The organism is Desulfolithobacter dissulfuricans (genome assembly GCF_025998535.1).
In the GTDB taxonomy this organism is placed as follows: Bacteria; Desulfobacterota; Desulfobulbia; order Desulfobulbales; family Desulfobulbaceae; genus Desulfolithobacter; species Desulfolithobacter dissulfuricans.
In genome coordinates, this window is record NZ_AP024233.1 from 1,930,001 (window position 1) to 1,949,003 (window position 19,003).

17 protein-coding genes and 1 pseudogene (1 of these 18 only partly in view) are annotated in these 19,003 nt (G+C 57.0%); 9 read left to right on the top strand and 9 right to left on the bottom strand.

The genetic code is table 11. The annotated features are described in order from the left end of the window. The 3 genes from GF1_RS08585 to ccsB all read right to left on the bottom strand — a co-directional run. Positions 1-2,263 carry the 5' portion of a hybrid sensor histidine kinase/response regulator gene (locus GF1_RS08585; RefSeq protein ID WP_267926117.1) on the bottom strand. The gene continues 653 nt to the left of window position 1, outside the view, so only the first 2,263 of its 2,916 coding nucleotides appear in the window; it begins with the start codon at positions 2,261-2,263; the stop codon falls past the left edge of the window. Between the two features lie 322 nt (positions 2,264-2,585). After that, complete coding sequence (locus tag GF1_RS08590) at positions 2,586-4,610, bottom strand: monovalent cation:proton antiporter family protein (RefSeq protein ID WP_267926118.1); 2,025 nt, start codon at positions 4,608-4,610, stop codon at positions 2,586-2,588. 228 nt (positions 4,611-4,838) lie between these two features. Continuing rightward, positions 4,839-5,672: a c-type cytochrome biogenesis protein CcsB gene (gene ccsB, locus GF1_RS08595; protein ID WP_267926119.1), complete on the bottom strand. Its 834-nt coding sequence runs from the start codon at positions 5,670-5,672 to the stop codon at positions 4,839-4,841. Positions 5,673-6,213: 541 nt separating this feature from the next. Between ccsB and nhaR the strand changes: the two are divergent. From nhaR to GF1_RS08610, 3 genes and pseudogenes are all read left to right on the top strand, one after another. Further along, positions 6,214-7,112: pseudogene (nhaR, locus tag GF1_RS08600) on the top strand (transcriptional activator NhaR). Positions 7,113-7,484: 372 nt separating this feature from the next. After that, a complete protein-coding gene (locus tag GF1_RS08605) occupies positions 7,485-8,276 on the top strand; it encodes a L,D-transpeptidase family protein (RefSeq protein WP_267926121.1) in 792 nt (263 codons plus the stop codon). Then, on the top strand, positions 8,273-8,611 hold the full coding sequence (locus GF1_RS08610; RefSeq protein ID WP_267926122.1) for a PilZ domain-containing protein: 339 nt from the start codon (positions 8,273-8,275) through the stop codon (positions 8,609-8,611). The genes GF1_RS08605 and GF1_RS08610 overlap by 4 nt, the downstream gene beginning before the upstream one ends. Before the next feature lie 17 nt (positions 8,612-8,628). Here the strand turns inward: GF1_RS08610 and GF1_RS08615 are convergent, their stop codons facing one another. Next, positions 8,629-9,300: a Crp/Fnr family transcriptional regulator gene (locus GF1_RS08615; RefSeq protein WP_267926123.1), complete on the bottom strand. Its 672-nt coding sequence runs from the start codon at positions 9,298-9,300 to the stop codon at positions 8,629-8,631. Between the two features lie 134 nt (positions 9,301-9,434). On the opposite strand from GF1_RS08615, the gene hcp reads away from it, so the two are divergent. From hcp to GF1_RS08635, 4 genes are all read left to right on the top strand, one after another. Further along, positions 9,435-11,066, top strand: a complete 1,632-nt coding sequence (hcp, locus tag GF1_RS08620; RefSeq protein WP_267926124.1) for a hydroxylamine reductase — start codon at positions 9,435-9,437, stop codon at positions 11,064-11,066. A 71-nt stretch (positions 11,067-11,137) separates the two neighbouring features. Beyond that, the gene (locus GF1_RS08625) at positions 11,138-11,830 is read left to right on the top strand and encodes a nitrite/sulfite reductase domain-containing protein (RefSeq protein ID WP_267926125.1); all 693 of its coding nucleotides are present in this window, start codon (positions 11,138-11,140) and stop codon (positions 11,828-11,830) included. Beyond that, entirely contained in the window at positions 11,830-12,564 is a 735-nt protein-coding gene (locus GF1_RS08630; RefSeq protein WP_267926126.1) for an HD domain-containing protein, read from the top strand. Before GF1_RS08625 ends, GF1_RS08630 begins: the two co-directional genes overlap by 1 nt. Positions 12,565-12,639: 75 nt before the next feature. Beyond that, on the top strand, positions 12,640-13,380 hold the full coding sequence (locus GF1_RS08635; RefSeq protein WP_267926128.1) for an ATP-binding protein: 741 nt from the start codon (positions 12,640-12,642) through the stop codon (positions 13,378-13,380). 104 nt (positions 13,381-13,484) lie between these two features. Here the strand turns inward: GF1_RS08635 and GF1_RS08640 are convergent, their stop codons facing one another. The 3 genes from GF1_RS08640 to GF1_RS08650 all read right to left on the bottom strand — a co-directional run bounded on the left by GF1_RS08640 (position 13,485) and on the right by GF1_RS08650 (position 15,547). Next, positions 13,485-15,050: a sensor histidine kinase gene (locus GF1_RS08640; protein WP_267926129.1), complete on the bottom strand. Its 1,566-nt coding sequence runs from the start codon at positions 15,048-15,050 to the stop codon at positions 13,485-13,487. A 150-nt stretch (positions 15,051-15,200) separates the two neighbouring features. Then, positions 15,201-15,350 carry a hypothetical protein gene (locus tag GF1_RS08645; RefSeq protein WP_267926130.1) on the bottom strand — a complete coding sequence of 50 codons (150 nt, stop codon included), beginning with the start codon at positions 15,348-15,350 and terminating at the stop codon, positions 15,201-15,203. A gap of 53 nt (positions 15,351-15,403) precedes the next feature. Next, complete coding sequence (locus GF1_RS08650) at positions 15,404-15,547, bottom strand: hypothetical protein (RefSeq protein WP_267926131.1); 144 nt, start codon at positions 15,545-15,547, stop codon at positions 15,404-15,406. A 161-nt stretch (positions 15,548-15,708) separates the two neighbouring features. On the opposite strand from GF1_RS08650, the gene GF1_RS08655 reads away from it, so the two are divergent. Then, positions 15,709-15,882, top strand: a complete 174-nt coding sequence (locus tag GF1_RS08655; protein WP_267926132.1) for a hypothetical protein — start codon at positions 15,709-15,711, stop codon at positions 15,880-15,882. Positions 15,883-15,903: 21 nt separating this feature from the next. Here GF1_RS08655 and GF1_RS08660 read toward each other — a convergent pair whose 3' ends face one another. Further along, a complete protein-coding gene (locus GF1_RS08660; protein ID WP_267926133.1) occupies positions 15,904-16,386 on the bottom strand; it encodes a CreA family protein in 483 nt (160 codons plus the stop codon). Continuing rightward, positions 16,383-18,083 carry a 2-isopropylmalate synthase gene (gene leuA / locus GF1_RS08665; protein ID WP_267926134.1) on the bottom strand — a complete coding sequence of 567 codons (1,701 nt, stop codon included), beginning with the start codon at positions 18,081-18,083 and terminating at the stop codon, positions 16,383-16,385. Before leuA ends, GF1_RS08660 begins: the two co-directional genes overlap by 4 nt. A 683-nt stretch (positions 18,084-18,766) precedes the next feature. Between leuA and GF1_RS08670 the strand changes: the two genes are divergently transcribed. Continuing rightward, complete coding sequence (locus tag GF1_RS08670; RefSeq protein ID WP_267926135.1) at positions 18,767-19,003, top strand: FeoA family protein; 237 nt, start codon at positions 18,767-18,769, stop codon at positions 19,001-19,003.

Consider the following 19,003-nt stretch of genomic DNA (forward strand, 5'->3'; position numbering starts at 1 on the left):
CCTGGCTCAAGTTGCCGATGCTGACCCCTTCCCGCGGGCCAAGGGTTACGTTATGCAGACCCACCCGGATGATGCCCCGCACCCCCTTGATGGCCTGATAGGCATTGGTACACAGGTTCATGATAACTTGGTGCATCTGGGTGGGGTCGACCCGGACATAGGCAGACGAGGCAATGTCGGTTATGATTTCGATATTGGCAGGCAGGCTGGCTCGGAGCAGCTTGAGCACTTCCTTGACAATGAGCGAAAGCTGCAGGGAAGAAACAGTTTTTTCAGTCTGCCGGGAAAAGGTCAGAATCTGCTCTATCAACTTCCCTGCACGATCAGCGCCTTTAACGATCTCCTCCAGATTGGCCCGAAGGAGCGGATCATCCACCGCCCGCATCAGCGACAGTTCGGCAAAGCCCATGATGGCGGTCAGGATGTTGTTGAAGTCATGGGCGATTCCACCGGCCAGGGTACCGATAGCCTGCATCTTCTGCGCCTGCCGGACCTGGTGTTCCTGGACCACCTGCTCGGTGATATCGCGCTTCACCGCCACAAAGTGATGGATCCGGCCATTGCAGTCCTTGACCGGGGTGATGGTGGCCTCCTCTTCGAGTATGGTCCCGTCTTTGCGCCGGTTGATGAATCGCCCCTGCCAGGTGGAACCGGAGCTGATCTCATCCCACATCATCTTGTAATAGTATTTCTCCCGCATGCCGGCATTGAGAATGCGCGGATTCTTGCCGACCAACTCCTCCATGGTATAGCCGGTCCGCTGCTCAAAGGCGGGATTGACATACTCGATACGGCCGTCCACATCGGTGATGATAACCGACTCGGCGGCCTGTTCCACAGCAGTGGCCAGCAGACGCCTGCGCTCCTCCATAAGCAGCCGTCTGCGGATATCATGGTACACCACCTGGACCATCCGCCGCGAGCCGACGGCAGTGGTGCTGGCACTGATTTCCACCGGAATGCGGCTTCCGTCTGCACTCTGGAGAAAAAGCTCATGTTTGCCGAGCACCTCGCTGAAACCCCGACCGTTACTGTAGAGATCCTGGTAGAGATGTCTGTCCTCCGGCGGATGGAGCTCATGGAGGTGCATGCCCACCAGGTCCTGGACCTCCCTGCCCAGCAGTTTGGACGCCTTTCTGTTGGCCTCGGTGACCAGCCCGGTCTCGGCATCGGCAATGATGATTGCGTCCTGGGCGGTCTCCATCAGGGAGCGGTACTGCTGGGTGGAATCCAGGTAGCGCTGTTCGATCTCCTTCTGCAGGGAAATATCGGTGATAGAGACCAGGGCCATGTGTGAATCGGGCCCGGAAAGGGCATCGATATTGATAATGGTATTGATACTGCGCCCGGAAAGGGTGGAACACTGGGCCTCGACGGAGAAATGTCGACTGCCGGCGAACAGAGCCGAAAAGGCCGCCCGCAGGGCTTCCCTGGTGGACCTGGTCATTATCCCCCGGATACGTCCGACAAGTTCCTCCATGGTGGCGGCCTCGAACAGGTCCAGGGTGGACTGATTGACGTCGAGGATCCTGATCGCGGTCAAGGCCTGGTCGATAAAGTCGGGATTACGGCGGAAATAGTCACTGAGCTCGGCAACACCTTGTTCCCGCAACTGGGAGAACAGGTTCATCAGCTGGGAGAAATCACCGAGCCAGAGGGAAATACTGGAGTGACGGAAGATGGACCTGAAGCGCTCCTCGCTCAACTCGAGCTTGGCGTCCACCTTCTGGCGCTTGGCAATATCACGGCGCACTGTCTCCTGCAGGAGGCGAGCGTCATAACGCTGGGTGAGGCGCCGGGCAAGATAGAGCAGCAAGCGGGTTTCTCGACTGGACCAGGCGTCTTCCTGGTCTCTCTTTTCAAGCAACAGCAACCGGGGACGGTCATATCTGGTCGGCAGGACTGCAGCCATGAGGGCACTGGAGCCAAGCGCCGCCTCCAGGTCCGGGGCTGCCGGGCTGTCCGCCCCCAGATGCATCACCCCTCTGGAGCTCAGCAGTTGGCGCAGGAGCGCTGCCACCGGCTCCGAAACCCTGAATATGTCATTGTCCCCGGAGACAACAGGATCCGGAGATTCGGACAGCCAGGTTCTGGTAACCAGGTAGGGAACCAGCGGGTCACAGGGAAAGAGCACATGCACGGCCCGGAGGGCAAAGATCTGGAGAAATTCTCTGGCCGCCAGGTCGAGCAGAAATTCCGGAGGATCTTCCGTATCCAGGAGGGTATCAAAATTTTCGAGAATATCGAGAAGGTCGTTATCCATGGATGACAGCTGCGAAAGCCTGAACAGAAGAGAATGAAATTGGTCCCGGGCCGGGGGCCGCCAGTTGGCGGTCAGGGTTTCCGGTCACAATATCCCCCGAGCCCACCAGTCGCTCTTTACCACAGCTGGTTGCATTATACGACCGACCTGTGTCTCTTTTACGTGCCACAATGTTACCAGCCAAGCCCGGAGAACCCGCAGGAACGCCCCCGGGTACAGGCCGGACATACCTGAAATGAAGTCTATCATATTTGCGACCCGGGAAGCAATCAGGAAACCGTAAGGACCTGGCCATGCAGGGGGATTCTTCACGATGCATCCCTCATTCAGTCCTGAGGGGTCTGGCGCACCCGGGTCCTTCAGGACTGCGACCGAAAAGGGTGCTGATCCGGGCCAGGTCCTCGGAAGAGCCCATCAGATAAAGGACATCCTCGGCATACAGAGGCATGTCCACCTCGGGATTGGGAAAGGTCTGGGATCCGCGGCGAACCGCAAGGACGGTTACGCCGAATTTTTTCCGCAGCTCCAGATCGGCGAGGGATTTCCCCACCATGGAAGATCCCTGCTCAATACGCATGGAGGAGACTTCCACATCGGGAAGATGCAGGTCTGAGCCGGAAAACAGGGAGGACTGTTCCGCCATACTGCGGAACATCTCATAGCCATCCGAGCGAAGCTGGGTGACCATGGTATCGATCTCGTCCCTGGGAATGAGATATTTAGCCAGCACCCGGGAAAATATCTCAACCGATGTCTCAAACTCCTCGGGGATAACCTCGTTGGCTCCCAGTTCGTAAAGGGCCTGCATCTCCGCGAGATACCTGGTCCGGACGATGAGATGGGCCTTGCGGGTCAGCCTGCGGACATTTTCCGTGATGGCCCGGGTGGCAGCAGGATCGTTGATGGCGACCACCACCACGGTGGCATCCTCGATTCCGGCATGGCGGAGCACCTCCTCATGGACGGCATCGCCGTAAAAAATTGGCTCGCCCTTCTCCCTTTCCTTTTTCACTGTATCCGGTGACATCTCGATGATGACATAGGGAATGTTGATCATCTTCGCCGCCCGGGCCAGGTTGCGACCATTGAGGCCAAAACCGATAATGACCAGGTGCTGGCTCAACCTGGGGAGTGGTTCCTGCTCGGACACGGGCCAGAGGCCGGTCTTCAGGCGTACCGGTACCGGCAGCCTGAGGATCTGATCGGCAAGACGGGGCGCCAGGACAATGATGAAGGGAGTGGCTGCCATGGTCAGCACGGCCACGGCGAGAAAAAGCTGGTAGTGACTGGCCAGCAGGCCGTGCTCCAGCCCGGTCTTGGAGAGGATAAAGGAAAACTCTCCCACCTGGGATATGGCCAGGCCGGCCAGGATGGAGGACCTCAGCGGAAGACCAAGCAGGATGGCCCCGCCGGTGGCGATGACGGCTTTGAGGAGCAGAACTCCGGCCGAGACAATCAGGATGATCCCAGGATGGCTGAGCAGATAACCGGTATCCAGCAGCATGCCGATGGAGACAAAGAAAAAACTGGTGAATACGTTACGAAACGGGAGGATGTTTCCCAAAGCCTGGTGGCTGTATTCTGATTCAGAAATGATCAGCCCGGCGATAAAGGCGCCCAGGGCGAGGGAGAGGCCGGCATAGGAGGTGAGCCAGGCAATGGTGAAGCAGATGGTCACCACGCTTAGAAGGAAAAGCTCCTTGCTGCGGGTCCGGGCGACCTGATGCAGGAGCCAGGGCATGAGATACCGGGCAGCCACCAGAATCAGACCGATAATGGCGACGCTCTTGGCGACAAACAGAAGCAGAGAGCTGTCTCCGGCTTCGGGCTGGCTCCCCACCAGCAGCGGCGTTACCAGGATCATGGGCACGATGACGACATCCTGGAACAGGAGGATTCCCAGGTCGGTGCGACCGTGGGGAGTGTCCACCTCGGCCTTTTCCTGGATCAGCCGCAGGACAATAGCGGTACTGGAGAGGGAAATCAGGAAGCCGTAAAATATCGCCTCGGCCGGGGACAGGCCAGTCATCCTGGTGACGAGATAGACCGCAAGAATGGTCAGGCCGACCTGGAATGAGCCGCCGATCAAGGCCTGTTTTTTGATTTCAATGAGTTTTTTGAAGGAAAACTCGATCCCGATGGTGAAAAGGAGCAGGATAACCCCGATCTCGGCCAGGGCCTCCACCTCGTGGACCGCACCGACCAGACCAAAACCATGGGGGCCGGCCAGGATCCCGGTCAGCAGCAGGCCGACCACCGGTGGCAGCCGGAGGAAATGAAAGAGCAGCAGAACAGCGACAGAGAGCCCGAAAATGATGACGATATCGGTGAGCAGAGGGAGTTCCATAACTTGAGCCCATATTCTCCTGGCGGCAGGACAGGAAGGAAGCAGAGAGGGAGCCCGCAACAACAGGGCTCATGAAGGTATCTTCAGGCTATTTTACATGGTCGGCAGCCGGGGAGCGAGAAAAACATTCCACTGCGGCGGGGTGGCCACAGGAGAATGGAAGGATCGACGGTGAGAGAATCGGTGATCCCGGCTCTGACGAAAAGAAGATGGTGTTTGCCTGGCGGTTTAGCCGTAGCTGTGCAGACCGGAAAGCAGGTAGTTGACCCCGTAATAGGTAAACATGACCGAGGCGAAACCGGTGATGGAAAACCAGGCGATTTTCCTGCCGCCCCAGCCCCTGGTAAAGCGGGCATGCAGGGCCGCGGCATAGATGAACCAGGTAATAAGCGACCAGGTCTCCTTGGGGTCCCAGCTCCAGTAGGTTCCCCAGGCCGAATTGGCCCACACGGCCCCGGTTATGATGCCGGCGCTGAGCCAGAGAAAGCCGAACAGCAGGGTCTTGTGCATGATGTCGTCAAGGACAGCAAGATCCGGAAGCTGAGCCAGGAGAGGACTGGAGGTGCCGCTGTTCTTTTCCCTGTTTTTCAGCAGGTATATCACCCCGAATCCGCAGGCCACCGCAAAGGCTGCGTACCCTATGAAACAGGTGACCACATGGGCGATGAGCCAGTTGCTCTGCAGGGCCGGCACCAGTGGCCGGATGGCCGGGTTTTTCAGCTCCGCCAGGATCATGGCCAGGGCGGCAAAGGGCATGGCAAAGGCACCGAGATGGCGGTTTTTATACAGATATTCCAGCCCCAGGTACAGAACGGCAATGGACCAGGAAAAAAAGACCAGCGACTCATACATGTTGGAGAGCGGCGCATACCCTATTCCCATCTGATGGGATTCAACCCATCGCAGAATGATGCCGCCTGTATTGACGCCCAGGGCGACAGTGGTGGCCGCAGTGGCCAGAACACCAAGTCGCGGTGCCCGAAAGACAAAGAGGGCAATATAGATAATGGCAGAGACAAGGTAGGCAAACGTTGTGATGCCAAGCAGCTGTGAACTGTCCATAAAATAGTATCCTCTCCGGTGGTTTCTCGCCTGAAGATGACCGGCTCGTCACTTCCGGAGGTCACGATCCATCCCAGGCCCATCTTCAGGGACGATTTGCTCTGTATAGAATTCTTCCCCTACTCCTGTTCCCGGGGTCAACCGGGCAGACAGCCTGTAGTATGAGTTGCCGCCGGTCGATCCGCCCAGCCAGCCGCCGGAGGATATCGACCGCGTCCACCCTTGTTCACTGTTCCCGGGAGCAGCAACACTTTCTCCGTCGTCAAGTCCCCCGGGGAACTGCTCATTCCCCATGGTATATGAATTCGTTCATGCACAACAGAAATGTTTTATTATTTCTCTTATACCTAATCGGCATATCCAGGATCCTTGCCATTTCCTTCCCGGTGTCCCGAACTGGTCATTCCAGGTTTTCAAATAACAAAATACCCTCCATCCAAACGATATCTCTTGACTTTGTACCGTAAGAATACTACAGGAATACACTTGCAACAAACAGAAAATAATGACACTTTTATTCTAAAAAACAAAAAAGTGATCCATGGAATGGCTCAACTACCATCATCTTTACTACTTCTGGTCCGTGGCCAGGGGAGAAAGTATCAGCAGGGCCAGTGAACGGCTCGGTCTGGCCCCTCGACCATCAGTGTTCAGGTGGGCAAACTTGAGGAGGCCCTGGGCGGCAAACTATTCCGCCGGGTCGGCCGCAACCTGGAACTGACAGAAATGGGCCGGATTGTCTACCGTTACGCGGACGAGATCTTTGCCCTTGGCCGGGAAATGATGGATACGGTGCGGGGACGCGTCGTGTCGGGGCCCCTGCGACTGGTGGTCGGCATTGTCGATGCCCTGCCCAAGCTGGTGGTCCGCAAACTTCTGGAGCCGGCCCTCCAGCTCCCGGAGCAGATCCGCCTCATATGCCACGAAGGCAAGGAAGAACAACTCCTGGCCGAACTTTCCGTCCATGGCCTGGACATCGTCTTGACCGATACCCCGGTCAAATCAGGACTCAGTGTCAAGGCCTACAGCCATTTGCTCGGGGAATGCGGGGTGAGCTTCTTTGCAGTGGAATCGCTGGCCGCCAGGGTGCGCCGGAATTTTCCCCAATCATTGAACGGAATGCCCATGCTTCTGCCCTGTCCCATGTCCGCCCTGCGCGGTTCCCTGGACCAGTGGTTCGATACCCGGGACATTCATCCGAAAATCGTCGGAGAATTTGACGACCAGGCCCTGCTCAAGGTCTTCGGTCAGGCCGGAGACGGGATTTTTGCCGCTCCTTCCGTGATCGAGAAAGAGGTGGTACAGCTTCATGATGTAACGGTGGTGGGCCGCAGCGATGCGGTCAGGGAACAGTTCTATGCCATTTCCGTGGAACGGATCATCAAACACCCGGCGGTGGCCGCCATCCAGAAGGCGGCCAGCAGCTCTATTTTCACCTGAGCAGACAGATCCGGTCAGATGGCGGCACAGAAGCGATTTTCTGCACCGGTCTGTCACCGGTACGCCACCGGCAGAAATCCAGCCCCCTTGGCAATCCACCTCTGGACCAACCAGGCCCACCGTTCCGTCAGGAGGCTGAACCGTGGCCCGGCCGGCTTTTTTCACCGCCTCCACGAGAGCATAATCCCAGAGCAGTAGCTGGAAAGCTTTGCACCAGAGGCAAAACAAGTCATTATACTAAAGAGAAATCTCTGCCCCACCCCGACCACAGGTACCACATCCCCGATTATCGCTGGACAAGGACCTGTGGCGGGAATACAATAGTCGTGTATCATATTATCTGAAATTCATTCTCTATTCCAGCGACCAGTCATGGGCAAAACACATCCTTCCCCGCCTGTTTTTCTGCCGGGTATTGCGCTCATTACCACCGTCACAATTCTCTTTTCCCTCAGATGGGCGATGGCCGCCCCGCCGGTCAACGAACGGGCCAGAGAACTGATGGACCGTGCCAGAACCAGGCTTGCGGCCGAACTGGACCAGAAGGGAATGCATCTGGGCCTGCCCATCTTCATCCGCATCTTCAAGATACCCGGCACCCTGGAGGTCTGGCTGCAGCAGGATGGTACCTTTCAGCTGTTCAAAACCTATCCCATCTGCTCCTATTCCGGTTTTCCCGGGCCGAAACTGCACGAAGGCGACTGGCAGAGTCCCGAGGGGTTCTACACCGTCACCCCCGAACAGATGAACCCCAACTCCCAGTATCACCTCTCGTTCAACATCGGTTATCCCAACAGTTATGACTCCTCGCTGGACAGGACCGGCAGCAATATCATGGTCCATGGCGGCTGCTCCTCCAGGGGCTGCTTCGCCATGACCAATTACTGGATGGAAGAGATCTACCTGCTGGCCCACACCGCCCTGGCCGGTGGACAGGAATCGTTCAGTGTCCATGTCTTTCCCTTTGTCATGACCGCCCGCAACATGTTCAAGTTCCGCAGTTCGCCCTGGCTCGACTTCTGGAATAATCTCAAGGAAGGTTACGATGCCTTTGAGGAGACCAGGCAGGTTCCGGCCATAACGGTTGCCGAAGGCCGATACCAGGTCCTGCCGGACATGCGGCTGGCCCTGGGCGCCGGCAAAAAAGACAGGGAGTCCCTATGATAGTAGAGGAACGGCGCCAGGCGACCCGGATCCGTTTTGAAAGCCGGGTCCGGATCCACCTGAACAGCGGCGAGCTCGAGGCCACTGCCGACACCAGGGACATCAGCCTGAAGGGCCTGTATATTCGCTCGGAGGAAAAACTGCCGGTTGGCACCCGATGTTCCCTGGATATCGACCTCACGGGTCCGGGCAGCAAGCTGATCTGTTCGCTCACCGGGGTGATATGCCGCCATGATGCCAGTGGCATGGGCATCCATTTCCAGGAAATGAATGCCGACACCTTTATCCACCTGAAAAGCTTTATCAAACTCAAGCAGGAACTGGTGGTTGAGTAGACCGCCTCGTGGACAGCTTACATCTCGCGCAACCGCGGCAGGTCAAGAATGTGGATGGTCCTTCCATCCACCTGGATGAGTCCCTCGTCGGTCATTTTGGCAAAAATCCGCGACAGGGTCTCAGGAATGGTGCCCAGCAGGCTGGCCAGCTGCCCCTTGGGAATATCCAGGATAACCTTGCCATCATCTCCCTGTTCTTCGGCCAGATAGACCAGGTGAGCCGCCAGGCGGCCCGGCACCTCTTTGAGGGAAAGACTCTCGATCTGACTGGCGAAACGCCGCAGCCGCAGAGAAAGCATGGCCAGAAGATTGAGCGCCAGCGAGGCGTTGCCAGTGACCAGGTCGACAAAACCGTCCCGGGGGAAGAAAAGGATCCTGGCCCGACTCAGGGCAACGGCATTGGCAGGAAACGGATTGCCGTGAAACACGGCCACTTCGCCAAAGGGTTCGCCCGGTCCAAAGATATGCAGGGTCTGTTCTTTGCCGACAAGGGACATCTTGAAGATTTTAACCTTGCCATCAAGGACCATGTAGAAACCGTTGGCCTCGTCTCCTTCGAAAAATATCGGTTCACCCCGCTTGAACTCCTTCGTGGTGGCAATGGCAGCCAGCTGGTCAAGCTGTTCCCGGGGCAGGCCGTCGAAAAGAAAACTTCGGCCGATTATTTCCTTAACTTTTTCTGAAGGCATAGATTTTTCTAAAAAAAACAATTTTTTGACATAGATCAATGGAACCTTATGCAAGATGGTGCATAATGGGACCATACAAACATAAACCTGACATAACGTCAAACACGACATAAATCAGACAAAGGAGATACATTATGTATTGCAACCAGTGTGAACAGACCGCCAAGGGAGTCGCCTGCACCACCATCGGTGTCTGCGGCAAGGACGAGACCGTTGCCGACCTGCAGGATCTGCTTATTCACGCCCTCACCGGCCTGGCCCTTTTTGCCAATGAAGGCCGCCAGAAAGGCATTGTCGATGAAAATACCGACCGGTTCGTCATGGAGGCCGTGTTCTCCACCCTGACCAACGTGGATTTTGATCCAGAGCGCTTCGTCAAGCTGCTCGAAAAGACCGTGGAGCTGCGCGAGGCCATGAAGGAAAAGGTCGCAGCCGCCGGCGGCAAGACCGATTTCGATCATCCGGCAGCCACCTTCACTCCGGCCGGCGACCTGGACGGCATGGTGGAGCAGGGCAAGGAGCTCAACCTGATCCCGAGCCTGGACAGCGACGAGAACATCCGGTCCCTGAAACAGACCCTGCTCTATGGTCTCAAGGGTATCGCCGCCTATGCCGACCACGCCTCGATCCTCGGCAAGACCGATCCCGCCGTTGCCGGTTTCATGTACGAAGCCTTGGCCGCTCTCCTGGCCGAGGGGCTCACCGTCGAGCAGTGCGTGGCCGTGGCCATGAAGGCCGGCGAGATCAACCTCAAGACCATGGAACTCCTCGACGCCGCCAATACCGGCACCTACGGCCATCCCGTACCCACCACGGTTCCGCTTGGCCACCGCAAGGGCAAATGTATTCTTATCTCCGGCCATGACCTTCATGACCTGGAGCTGCTCCTGAAACAGACCGAAGGCAAGGGTATCGACATCTACACCCACGGCGAAATGCTCCCCTGCCACGGTTATCCCGAGCTGAAGAAATATGAACATTTCTATGGTCACTACGGGACCGCCTGGCAGAATCAGCACAAGGAGTTCCCCAACTTCCCGGGACCGGTACTCTTTACCACCAACTGCATCCAGAAACCCCGTGACGAGTACAAGGACCGCGTCTTCACCACCGGCCTGGTCGGCTGGCCCGGATGTACCCATATCGAGGACAAGGACTTCACCCCGGTCATCGAAAAGGCCCTGGCCATGGACGGCTGGACCGACGACGTGGACAATGGTTCGGTCATGGTCGGTTTTGCCCGCAACGCGGTACTCGGCGTTGCCGACAAGGTGATCGAAGCGGTCAAGAACAAGGACATCCGCCATTTCTTCCTGGTGGGTGGCTGTGACGGTGCCAAGCCGGGCCGCGACTACTTCACCAAATTTGTCGAGCAGGTTCCCAGCGACTGCGTTGTTCTGACACTGGCCTGCGGCAAATTCCGCTTCTTTGACAAGGATCTGGGTGACATCGGTGGCATTCCCAGGCTGCTCGACGTGGGCCAGTGCAACGACGCCTACTCGGCAATCCAGATCGCAGTGGCGCTTGCCAATGCCTTTGAGTGCGATGTCAACGATCTGCCCCTGTCGCTGATCATCTCCTGGTACGAGCAGAAAGCAGTAGCCATCCTCCTGACCCTGCTCTCCCTGGGAATCAAGGATATCCGGCTCGGACCCTCCCTGCCGGCCTTTATCACCCCGGCAGTACTGCAGGTGCTGGTGGATACCTTTGACCTGAAACCGGTTGCCGATAACCCCGAGGAAGACCTGAAGGCCATCCTCGGCTAGAAAACGACCTCCTCCTTATTGCGGCCGGGCGTCCTCCTGCCCGGCCGCGCCTTCTCTCACACGACCCACTCATGACTGACAACAGCCGCCCTGACGCGACCAGGAAAACACACCTGGAGATTCCCGGATTCAACCCGGCCATGCTCACCCTCCAGGATCTGGAGACGCTCACCGGGCTTATGCGGAAATACCAGGTCCCGGTGCTCAGGATCACCGGCGGTCAGCGGGTCCTCTTTCCGGATTTGGATCAGGAGCAATATCAGGCTCTCCGGGAGAGACTTGAGATCCCGGAACCGGCAAACCGGCCGGCCAACCGGATTCACATGGTTCAGGCCTGCCGGGGTACCCGGGGATGCCGATACGGCATGGGAGACTCCGTGGCCCTGAAAGAAAAAATCCAGACCCTGGAACTGGACGGCCCCCTGCCGGCCAAGGTCAAGGTCGGGATCTCGGGATGCCGGATGTGCTGTTGTGAGTCATGGATGCGGGATGTGGGATTGGTCAGGGAACAGAAGGGATGGCGACTGAGCTTTGGCGGTAACAGTGGTGGTCGGCCCCGAATCGGTGACCTGGTGGCCGAGCACCTGGATGAGGACCAGGTCCTTGTGCTGGTGACCAGGCTCCTCAACTTCTACATCAGACATGCCGGACCGAGGGTACGTACCGCCCGGTTCATGGAACGGATCGGTCTTGAAGAGCTTAGGAAAAACGTGCTCGGCCGGGACTGGTGTGAACCAGAACACCACAATTTGGAAACAAGATAATGCAATGCCCAGGACAGGACAGCCGCTACTGGAGCGGTGAGGATGTGTTTGAAGTATCGTGCCCGAAATGCGGACATACGGTGGAGTTCTTCAAGGATGACAGCCAGCAGAAATGCCGCGGGTGCGGCCATCGGCTGCTGAACCCCAAGATCGATTTTGGCTGCGCCTCCTACTGCCCCCATGCCGAGCAGTGCCTGGGTTCCCTGCCCCCGGACCTGGTCGCCGCCCGGGGTGACCTGTTCAAAGACCGGCTGGCCATTGCCATGCGCCGGTATTTCGGCACCGATTCCCGGCGTATCAAACACGCCGAAGATGTGGCCATGTATGCCGAGGAAATCGGCCGTAACGAAGGCGGGGATATGGCCGTGATCATGGCCTCGGCCCTGCTCCACGACATCGGCATCCGGGAGGCGGAACGTAAATTCAACTCCTCGGCCCCCAGGTATCAGCACCAGGAAGGACCGCCGGTGGCCCGGGAGCTGCTGACCGAACTCAAGGCCGATCCCGAGCTCATTGACGAGGTCTGCGACATCATCGGTCATCACCACAGTCCGCGCTCCAAGGAGAGCATCAACTTCAAGGTACTCTACGATGCGGACCTGATCGTCAACCTGGCTGAGAAATATGCCGAGCAGCCGGTAACCAGAGAACAGTTTGCCAGGGTTCTGGAAAACTTTCTGACCGGTTCCGGCCCGGCTGTAGCCCAAAAAGCCCTGAAAAAATATATCAAATAAAAAATACGCGGCCCTCTCCCTGAAACGTTTCAGGGGAGCGCGCAGTCAAACAGTACACAACAAAAAGGTGACATCATGAAAGTAGTACGCAAAATCATTGAAATAGACGAGGAACTCTGCACAGGTTGCGGCGACTGTGTTCCCGACTGTGCCGAAGGATCGCTGCAGATCATCGACGGCAAGGCCCGGCTGGTGGGTGAGAATCTCTGCGACGGACTCGGGGCCTGCCTGGGCTCCTGTCCCACCGGCGCCCTCAGGATCGTTGAGCGCGAGGCCGAAGAGTTTGATGAGGAGGCGGTTGAAAAATACCTGGAGGAGCTGAAGAAGCAGAAAGAGCAGCCCGCAGCAGCCACTGGTGGCTGCCCCTCGAGCCAGCTCAAGACCATGCAGCCCATCAACCCATGCCAGGCTGCCAATGTCCCCCAGTCCCAGATCGGTTCGGCCCTGTCCCACTGGCCGGTCCAGATCCGGCTCATTCCGCCAACGGCGCCCTTTCTTGAAAACTGCGATCTGCTGATCGCCGCCGACTGCTGCGCCGTGTCCTATGGGGCGCTGCAGGACGATTTCGTCAAGGGACGGATCGTGATGATGGGCTGCCCCAAGTTTGATGACCAGCAGATGTATGTGGATCGCTTCACCGAGCTGTTCCGGACCCGGAAGCTGAATACGGTCACCATCCTGATTATGGAGGTGCCCTGCTGCTCCTCCATGCTGCAGATCGTGCGCAAGGCCTATGACGATGCCGGTGCCTCGGTGCCGGTCCGCCAGGTGGTCATCTCCACCCAGGGCCAGATCCTCGACGACCGGAGCTGGTAAACCCAGTCTCCCGTATACGGCCTAAACTTAAGAGGCCGCTGCCAGGAAGGCAGCGGCCTCTTTTTTTATTCTCTCCCGACAAGGCCCGACATCCTGCCCCGGAGCTACGACCCGTCCTCTTCCCCATCCGAGACAGCCAGGCAGGAAGGAAGATCCCCTTCCTGACCGGCGATATTATGGCGCCGCATGAAAAACGGGCACTTGCGGCAGTCGCGGATCTTTTCGGCGTAAGTCCCCATGACCTTGCCGGCACACAGGGTCCCGGCAACAGCCCAGCATATCCGGCCAAAATAAGGGTAGGCAGGACAGCGGAACGAGGGGTCCTTTTCCACCCCGCAGCCAAGACATTTCCAGCATGGAGTCCTGGAGTCCTCTTCCTCGGGCTGATAGGGAAAATAAAGCGACACCGTGGTGCCGCTGCCTTCGGCACTGTGCACCTTGATATAGCCTCGGTGATCCTCGAGTATTTCCCGAACAATGGTCAGGCCAAGTCCGGTTCCGGTGCCGATCCGTTTGGTGGAATAGAAAGGCTCGAAGATGAGATCGGCCTGCTTCCTGCTAATTCCGATCCCGGTATCGGTGATCGAAACCACCACCCATTCGATTTCACGGGCCTCTTCCATGTCGGTGCGAATGGTCAGGGTGCCGCCGTCGGGCATGGAATCCAGGGCATTGGAAATCAGGTTGCCGATGGCCTGTTCCACCTGGTTGGGTTCCAGGTAGACCCGGGGCAAATCATCACGGTACTGCTCCCTCACCTCCAGTTTTTTTTCGCCCCCGTACAGCCCCAGGTAAAAGGAGACCGCGTGCCTCACCACCTGGTTGATATCAGCGCGGTTCAGCTCACCGCCCTTACTGGTCACAATCAGGATATCACGGAGAATGGCCTCGAGCCGGTTGACCTCGGCGATAATGGTCTGGGCGTACTGGTATTCCCGCGATCCTTCCGGCAGCCTGGCCAGCAGGCGTTTGGAAAATCCCCCCAGGGCGGTGAGGGGATTTCGGATCTCATGGGCGACTCCGGCGGTCAGGCGCCCCAGGGCCGAGAACTTTTCGCTCTCTATCAGCTTCGCCTGCATCCGTTCCAGGTTTTCCAGGGTCTCGGAGAGCTGGGCGTTGAGCTGTTCAATTTTTTCCTTGTCTGTTTTCAGTTTTTCATGGATCAGGCCTGCCGGCAGGCCGATGAGATAGAGAAAGATGATTCGCACCCCGATGGCGGTCCAGTGAATTTGACCAAGAAAGGGCAGGACATTAAGCAGATAGAGCCCGGCGGCCAGAGTGGTGACAAACAGACCGAAAACCCGGCCGAAGTAGAGGGTGTGCAGCACGACCAGGAGATAATAACCGAGAAAAAAACTGTTATCGACCCGGTTCTCGAGCCTGACCAGGTAGTAGACAAAAATCAGATCAAAGACAAGAGAGAGGACATATATCTGGCGGATGCGATCGGCCCGGCAAAAGATAAGCCCGTAGAGGACACCGCTGTAGATGATAAAGATGAAAAGTGCAATGAAGTAGCCCCGTGACTCGACGACCGAAACCGGAGCAAAAAGCAGCCAGGCGGAACTGCCAACGATGGTGGCCAGTCTCAGGACAAAAAAGAGCCTGTCGCTGAAGGTAAAAAGCTGCTCGAATCGCTGTCGACAGTTTTTCAGCAAGGAAAAGGGCATGGAAACACCGGCGTTGGTCGTTGATCCTGATTCCGTGGGCCGGGAGGCATACCTCCTGATTCCACGGACAGCCTTCCTCTGGGTTATGTACTCGAGTACTTGAGAGCCGGCAACAACACCAAGCTTCAGGATACCGCTCTTTCCACGTTATCAGGCTGATCTTTGCCGGATGAACCAGATACCGGTGAGGCAGATCACGATGCCTGCCCCTGCCACCACATATCTGGCTCCGGTTACGTCGATGGCAAACAGGGCCTTGAGCACCAGCAAAAGGCCGACGATAATAAGGAGCCAATCCACACAGACACTGATCCAATGGAGCATTTTTCGGAACCATAAAACCAGGTGCGCCATCAGGTCTTCACCACCGTATAGCTCACGCCACCGGATTCTACCTTTTTTTCCACTATCCGGCCGTCGTTCAAGACAATGACGCGGTCCATACGTCCGGCCGTGTCCGGGTCGACAATAAATCGCAATATATCACCCTGATGCATGGAGCGAAGACGTAACCTTACGTCTCTGTATCCTCGTCAGCAGTCACCCCGATAGTCAAATCTCCGCCTCTCCCCCACCACGATGTAGATTCCTCATTTGAGTAGATTTTCACTGAAGCTCTATGGTACAATGAACCAGACCAAAACAAAAGAGGTGATCCATGACCCAGAAGAAAGAAACCTGTGAAGTCTGCGGCAAAACCACGACCACCGGCCTGACAAAATGCAAGGGATGCGCACGCATGTACTGTACAAAATGCCAGAGCCCCTCGACCAGTCAGGACTTCTGCCGGGAATGCGTCGCCATGGAAGGAGTGGTCTCCAAGGAAGACTGATCCCGCAGCCGGGATATCGACCTATTTCTGCCACGGCAGAACGACAATCGTTGAAATGGAATTTTTCGGCGAACCGTCAATCAGTTTGTCGCTATAGGTCAGGTAGACCAGGGTATTGCGTTTTTTATCATAAAAACGGACCACCTGCAGTTTTTTAAACAGCAGCGAGGTGGATTTCCTGAACACCCGTTTCCCATCGGCCCTGCCACTGGCCACCTCCGGCGGCAGGATGATAGGCCCTGTCTGCCTGCAGGCCAGCGAAGCATCGGATCTGTCTTCTGCCACCCCGAGGCTGCCCCGGATACCGCCGGTCTTGGCCCGGCTGACATAACAGGTTGCGCCGGGTATATCGGGATCGTCAAAGGCTTCGATGACGATCTTGTCATTGGCCCCCACCAGCTTGAAAGTGGTGGAGACCTCACCGATCTTCTCTGCCGCCGCCGGCCAGGTTGCCAGCAACACCATAACGATCGCTACCACCAGGCCCAGGCAGCTTTTTCTCATGTTGTTTCCTCCTGGTGCTTTCTGCAGGCCCGGTTCAGGGCACTGAGAAGCGCCTTGATCGAGGCCACGATGATGTCCGTGTCCACCCCGGCACCCCAGAACGGCCGCCCCTCCCCGTCGGTTACCATAATATAACTTACCGCCTTGGCCGACGACCCCCGGGTCAGGGCATGTTCATGGTAGGCCTGGAGAGTAAACTGGAGGCCAAGCCCTTCCCGGAGCGCCTGGCAGAAGGCGTCCAGCGGGCCGTTGCCAGCGGCCCGCAGCGTCTTTTCCTCCCCATGGACCTCTATAACCGCCTCCACCTCGGCGGACGAACGGGCCTCGTCATGGTCGATATGTCGTTTGAGGACGTTGAAACTCCGGAGCTTGTAGCACGAGTCGGCCTGCAGGTATTCGCGGTCGAAGGTGTGGTAGATGACCTCGCCCGGCAGCTCGCCGCCGGCCTCGTCGCTGATCTTCTGAATTATGGCCCCGAACTCCGGGTGCATGTCCTTGGGCAGCTTGAAGCCGAATTCCTTGTCCATGACATAGGCCACCCCGCCCTTGCCGGACTGGCTGTTGATCCGGATGATCGACTCATAGGTCCGGCCCACATCCTGCGGATCGATGGGCAGGTACGGAACCGCCCATATACCGGAGTTGTCCTTCTCCACCGCGGCCATACCCTTGTTGATCGCATCCTGGTGAGACCCCGAAAAAGCGGTATAGACCAGCTCACCGGCATAGGGATGCCGGGGATGGACTGGCAGCTTGGTACAGCGCTGGTAGACATCTATAACCCGGTTGATATCGGAAAAATCAAGCTTGGGATCCACTCCCTGGGTGAACATATTGAGCGCCACGGTCATGATGTCCACGTTGCCGGTACGCTCACCGTTACCAAAAAGGGTGCCCTCCACCCGGTCGCCACCGGCCATCAGGGCCAACTCGGTGGCTGCTACCGCGGTACCCCGGTCATTATGGGCATGGAGACTGATGAGTGCACAGTCGCGGTTTTTCAGGTGGCGGATAAACCACTCGATCTGATCGGCATAGACATTGGGGGTGGACATCTCCACCGTGGCCGGCAGATTGATTATCACCGGCCGCTGTGGAGTCGGCTCCCACACCTCCATGACCGCCTCGCAGATCTCCAGGGCGAAGTCCAGCTCCGTACCTGTGAAACTCTCAGGAGAATATTCGTAACGGATGTCGGTATCGGTCCTGGCCGCCTCCTCACGGATGACCTCGGCTCCCCGGACCGCCAGGTCGATGATCTCTTTCTTTTCCATGCCAAAGACCACCTGACGCTGCAGAGTCGAGGTGGAGTTATACAAATGGACCACCGCCTGTCTGGCCCCTTTCAGCGCCTCGAAGGTCTTGCGGATCAATGGTTCCCGGGACTGGGTCAGCGTCTGGATGAGCACATCGTCCGGGACGAGATCCCGCTCAATGAGCAACCGGGTAAAATCATGCTCAATCCGTGAGGCTGCCGGAAAGCCGACCTCAATCTCCTTGAAGCCGATATCCACCAGGAGCTGAAACATCTCCAGTTTCTCTTCCAGGTTCATGGGCTGGACGAGCGCCTGGTTGCCGTCCCGCAGGTCCACGCTGCACCAGATCGGCGCCTGGGTGATCGTTTTATCCGGCCACGTCCGATCGGGCAGATGGACCGTGGGATAGGGGCGATATTTTTTCAACTTATCAGTAAACATTGTCTTTCCCTCTTCATGGAAAAAATCTGATTACCATCAATCTTCAGCATTGAAACCGGTGTCGACCTCACTTGTTTCACGGGACGCCATAAACCCGTCCCTGGGAGCTTGACTGTGGCCATCCAGGCCACAGACACCCGTGAAACAAGTAAGGCCGACACCTTCATCCATCGGTGGCTGAATGTCAGTGGTAATCACAAAAAAAAAGCCACGATTCACTCAAGTGAACCGTGGCTGCGGGAACCGTTCTACTCCTGACACCTCAGGACAAAGCTTCTCCTTCTGCCACAGTTCGTCTGTGCAGTCCCGGTAGAGGCAGGATTAGGAGAAGGATTGCTTGATTCATATACTTTTATTCTTTGCTGTTTTTGATTTGATGATGCCTTAATACTAAAACTGCTGGCCGGTTTGTCAAGCTCAATCTGCCCGATTCCCCAACTTCCGGCAACAGGTGGCAGCCAGCCTGAAAAAGATTGACTTTACCCCATCCTGCTTTTAAAAATCATCTGCAGCAGGCTGTGTATGATCCGGTTTTTTCCGGTACTTCCCCGTGGTCTGTTTTCTGTCCTGCTACATCAATTTTCATCTCAATCCTGCCACAGTTGTCCATGCTCCGGAAAGGTCGAGACGACCGCAGGATTCAGCCTCCGATAACTTTCTTGAAAACACAGGATTAGACTGCTATGGCTCGGATCAACCTTCGCAACATGGCCATCAACCAAAGTGGTGTCATTACCGCTGTAAAAGTCGGCGGGGAGTTGGGCCGTCGTATCCGGGAAATGGGATTGGTACCCGGTACAGAGATCACTATCAAGCAGCGTGCTCCACTCAACGACCCGGTGGCACTCCGGGTGATGGGCGGCACCCTTACCCTTCGCAACAACGAGGCTGATTTTATCGAAGTGGAAACAAAGGAATGA

Coding starts and splice junctions, on each gene's coding strand:
- GF1_RS08605 (WP_267926121.1), top strand. CDS start 7,485: ATGGGCAAAACACATCCTTCCCCGCCTGTTTTTCTGCCGGGTATTGCG.
- GF1_RS08630 (WP_267926126.1), top strand. CDS start 11,830: ATGCAATGCCCAGGACAGGACAGCCGCTACTGGAGCGGTGAGGATGTG.
- GF1_RS08640 (WP_267926129.1), bottom strand. CDS start 15,050: ATGCCCTTTTCCTTGCTGAAAAACTGTCGACAGCGATTCGAGCAGCTT.
- GF1_RS08655 (WP_267926132.1), top strand. CDS start 15,709: ATGACCCAGAAGAAAGAAACCTGTGAAGTCTGCGGCAAAACCACGACC.
- GF1_RS08590 (WP_267926118.1), bottom strand. CDS start 4,610: ATGGAACTCCCTCTGCTCACCGATATCGTCATCATTTTCGGGCTCTCT.
- GF1_RS08615 (WP_267926123.1), bottom strand. CDS start 9,300: ATGCCTTCAGAAAAAGTTAAGGAAATAATCGGCCGAAGTTTTCTTTTC.
- GF1_RS08610 (WP_267926122.1), top strand. CDS start 8,273: ATGATAGTAGAGGAACGGCGCCAGGCGACCCGGATCCGTTTTGAAAGC.
- GF1_RS08635 (WP_267926128.1), top strand. CDS start 12,640: ATGAAAGTAGTACGCAAAATCATTGAAATAGACGAGGAACTCTGCACA.
- GF1_RS08650 (WP_267926131.1), bottom strand. CDS start 15,547: ATGCATCAGGGTGATATATTGCGATTTATTGTCGACCCGGACACGGCC.
- leuA (WP_267926134.1), bottom strand. CDS start 18,083: ATGTTTACTGATAAGTTGAAAAAATATCGCCCCTATCCCACGGTCCAT.
- GF1_RS08625 (WP_267926125.1), top strand. CDS start 11,138: ATGACTGACAACAGCCGCCCTGACGCGACCAGGAAAACACACCTGGAG.
- GF1_RS08670 (WP_267926135.1), top strand. CDS start 18,767: ATGGCTCGGATCAACCTTCGCAACATGGCCATCAACCAAAGTGGTGTC.
- hcp (WP_267926124.1), top strand. CDS start 9,435: ATGTATTGCAACCAGTGTGAACAGACCGCCAAGGGAGTCGCCTGCACC.
- GF1_RS08660 (WP_267926133.1), bottom strand. CDS start 16,386: ATGAGAAAAAGCTGCCTGGGCCTGGTGGTAGCGATCGTTATGGTGTTG.
- ccsB (WP_267926119.1), bottom strand. CDS start 5,672: ATGGACAGTTCACAGCTGCTTGGCATCACAACGTTTGCCTACCTTGTC.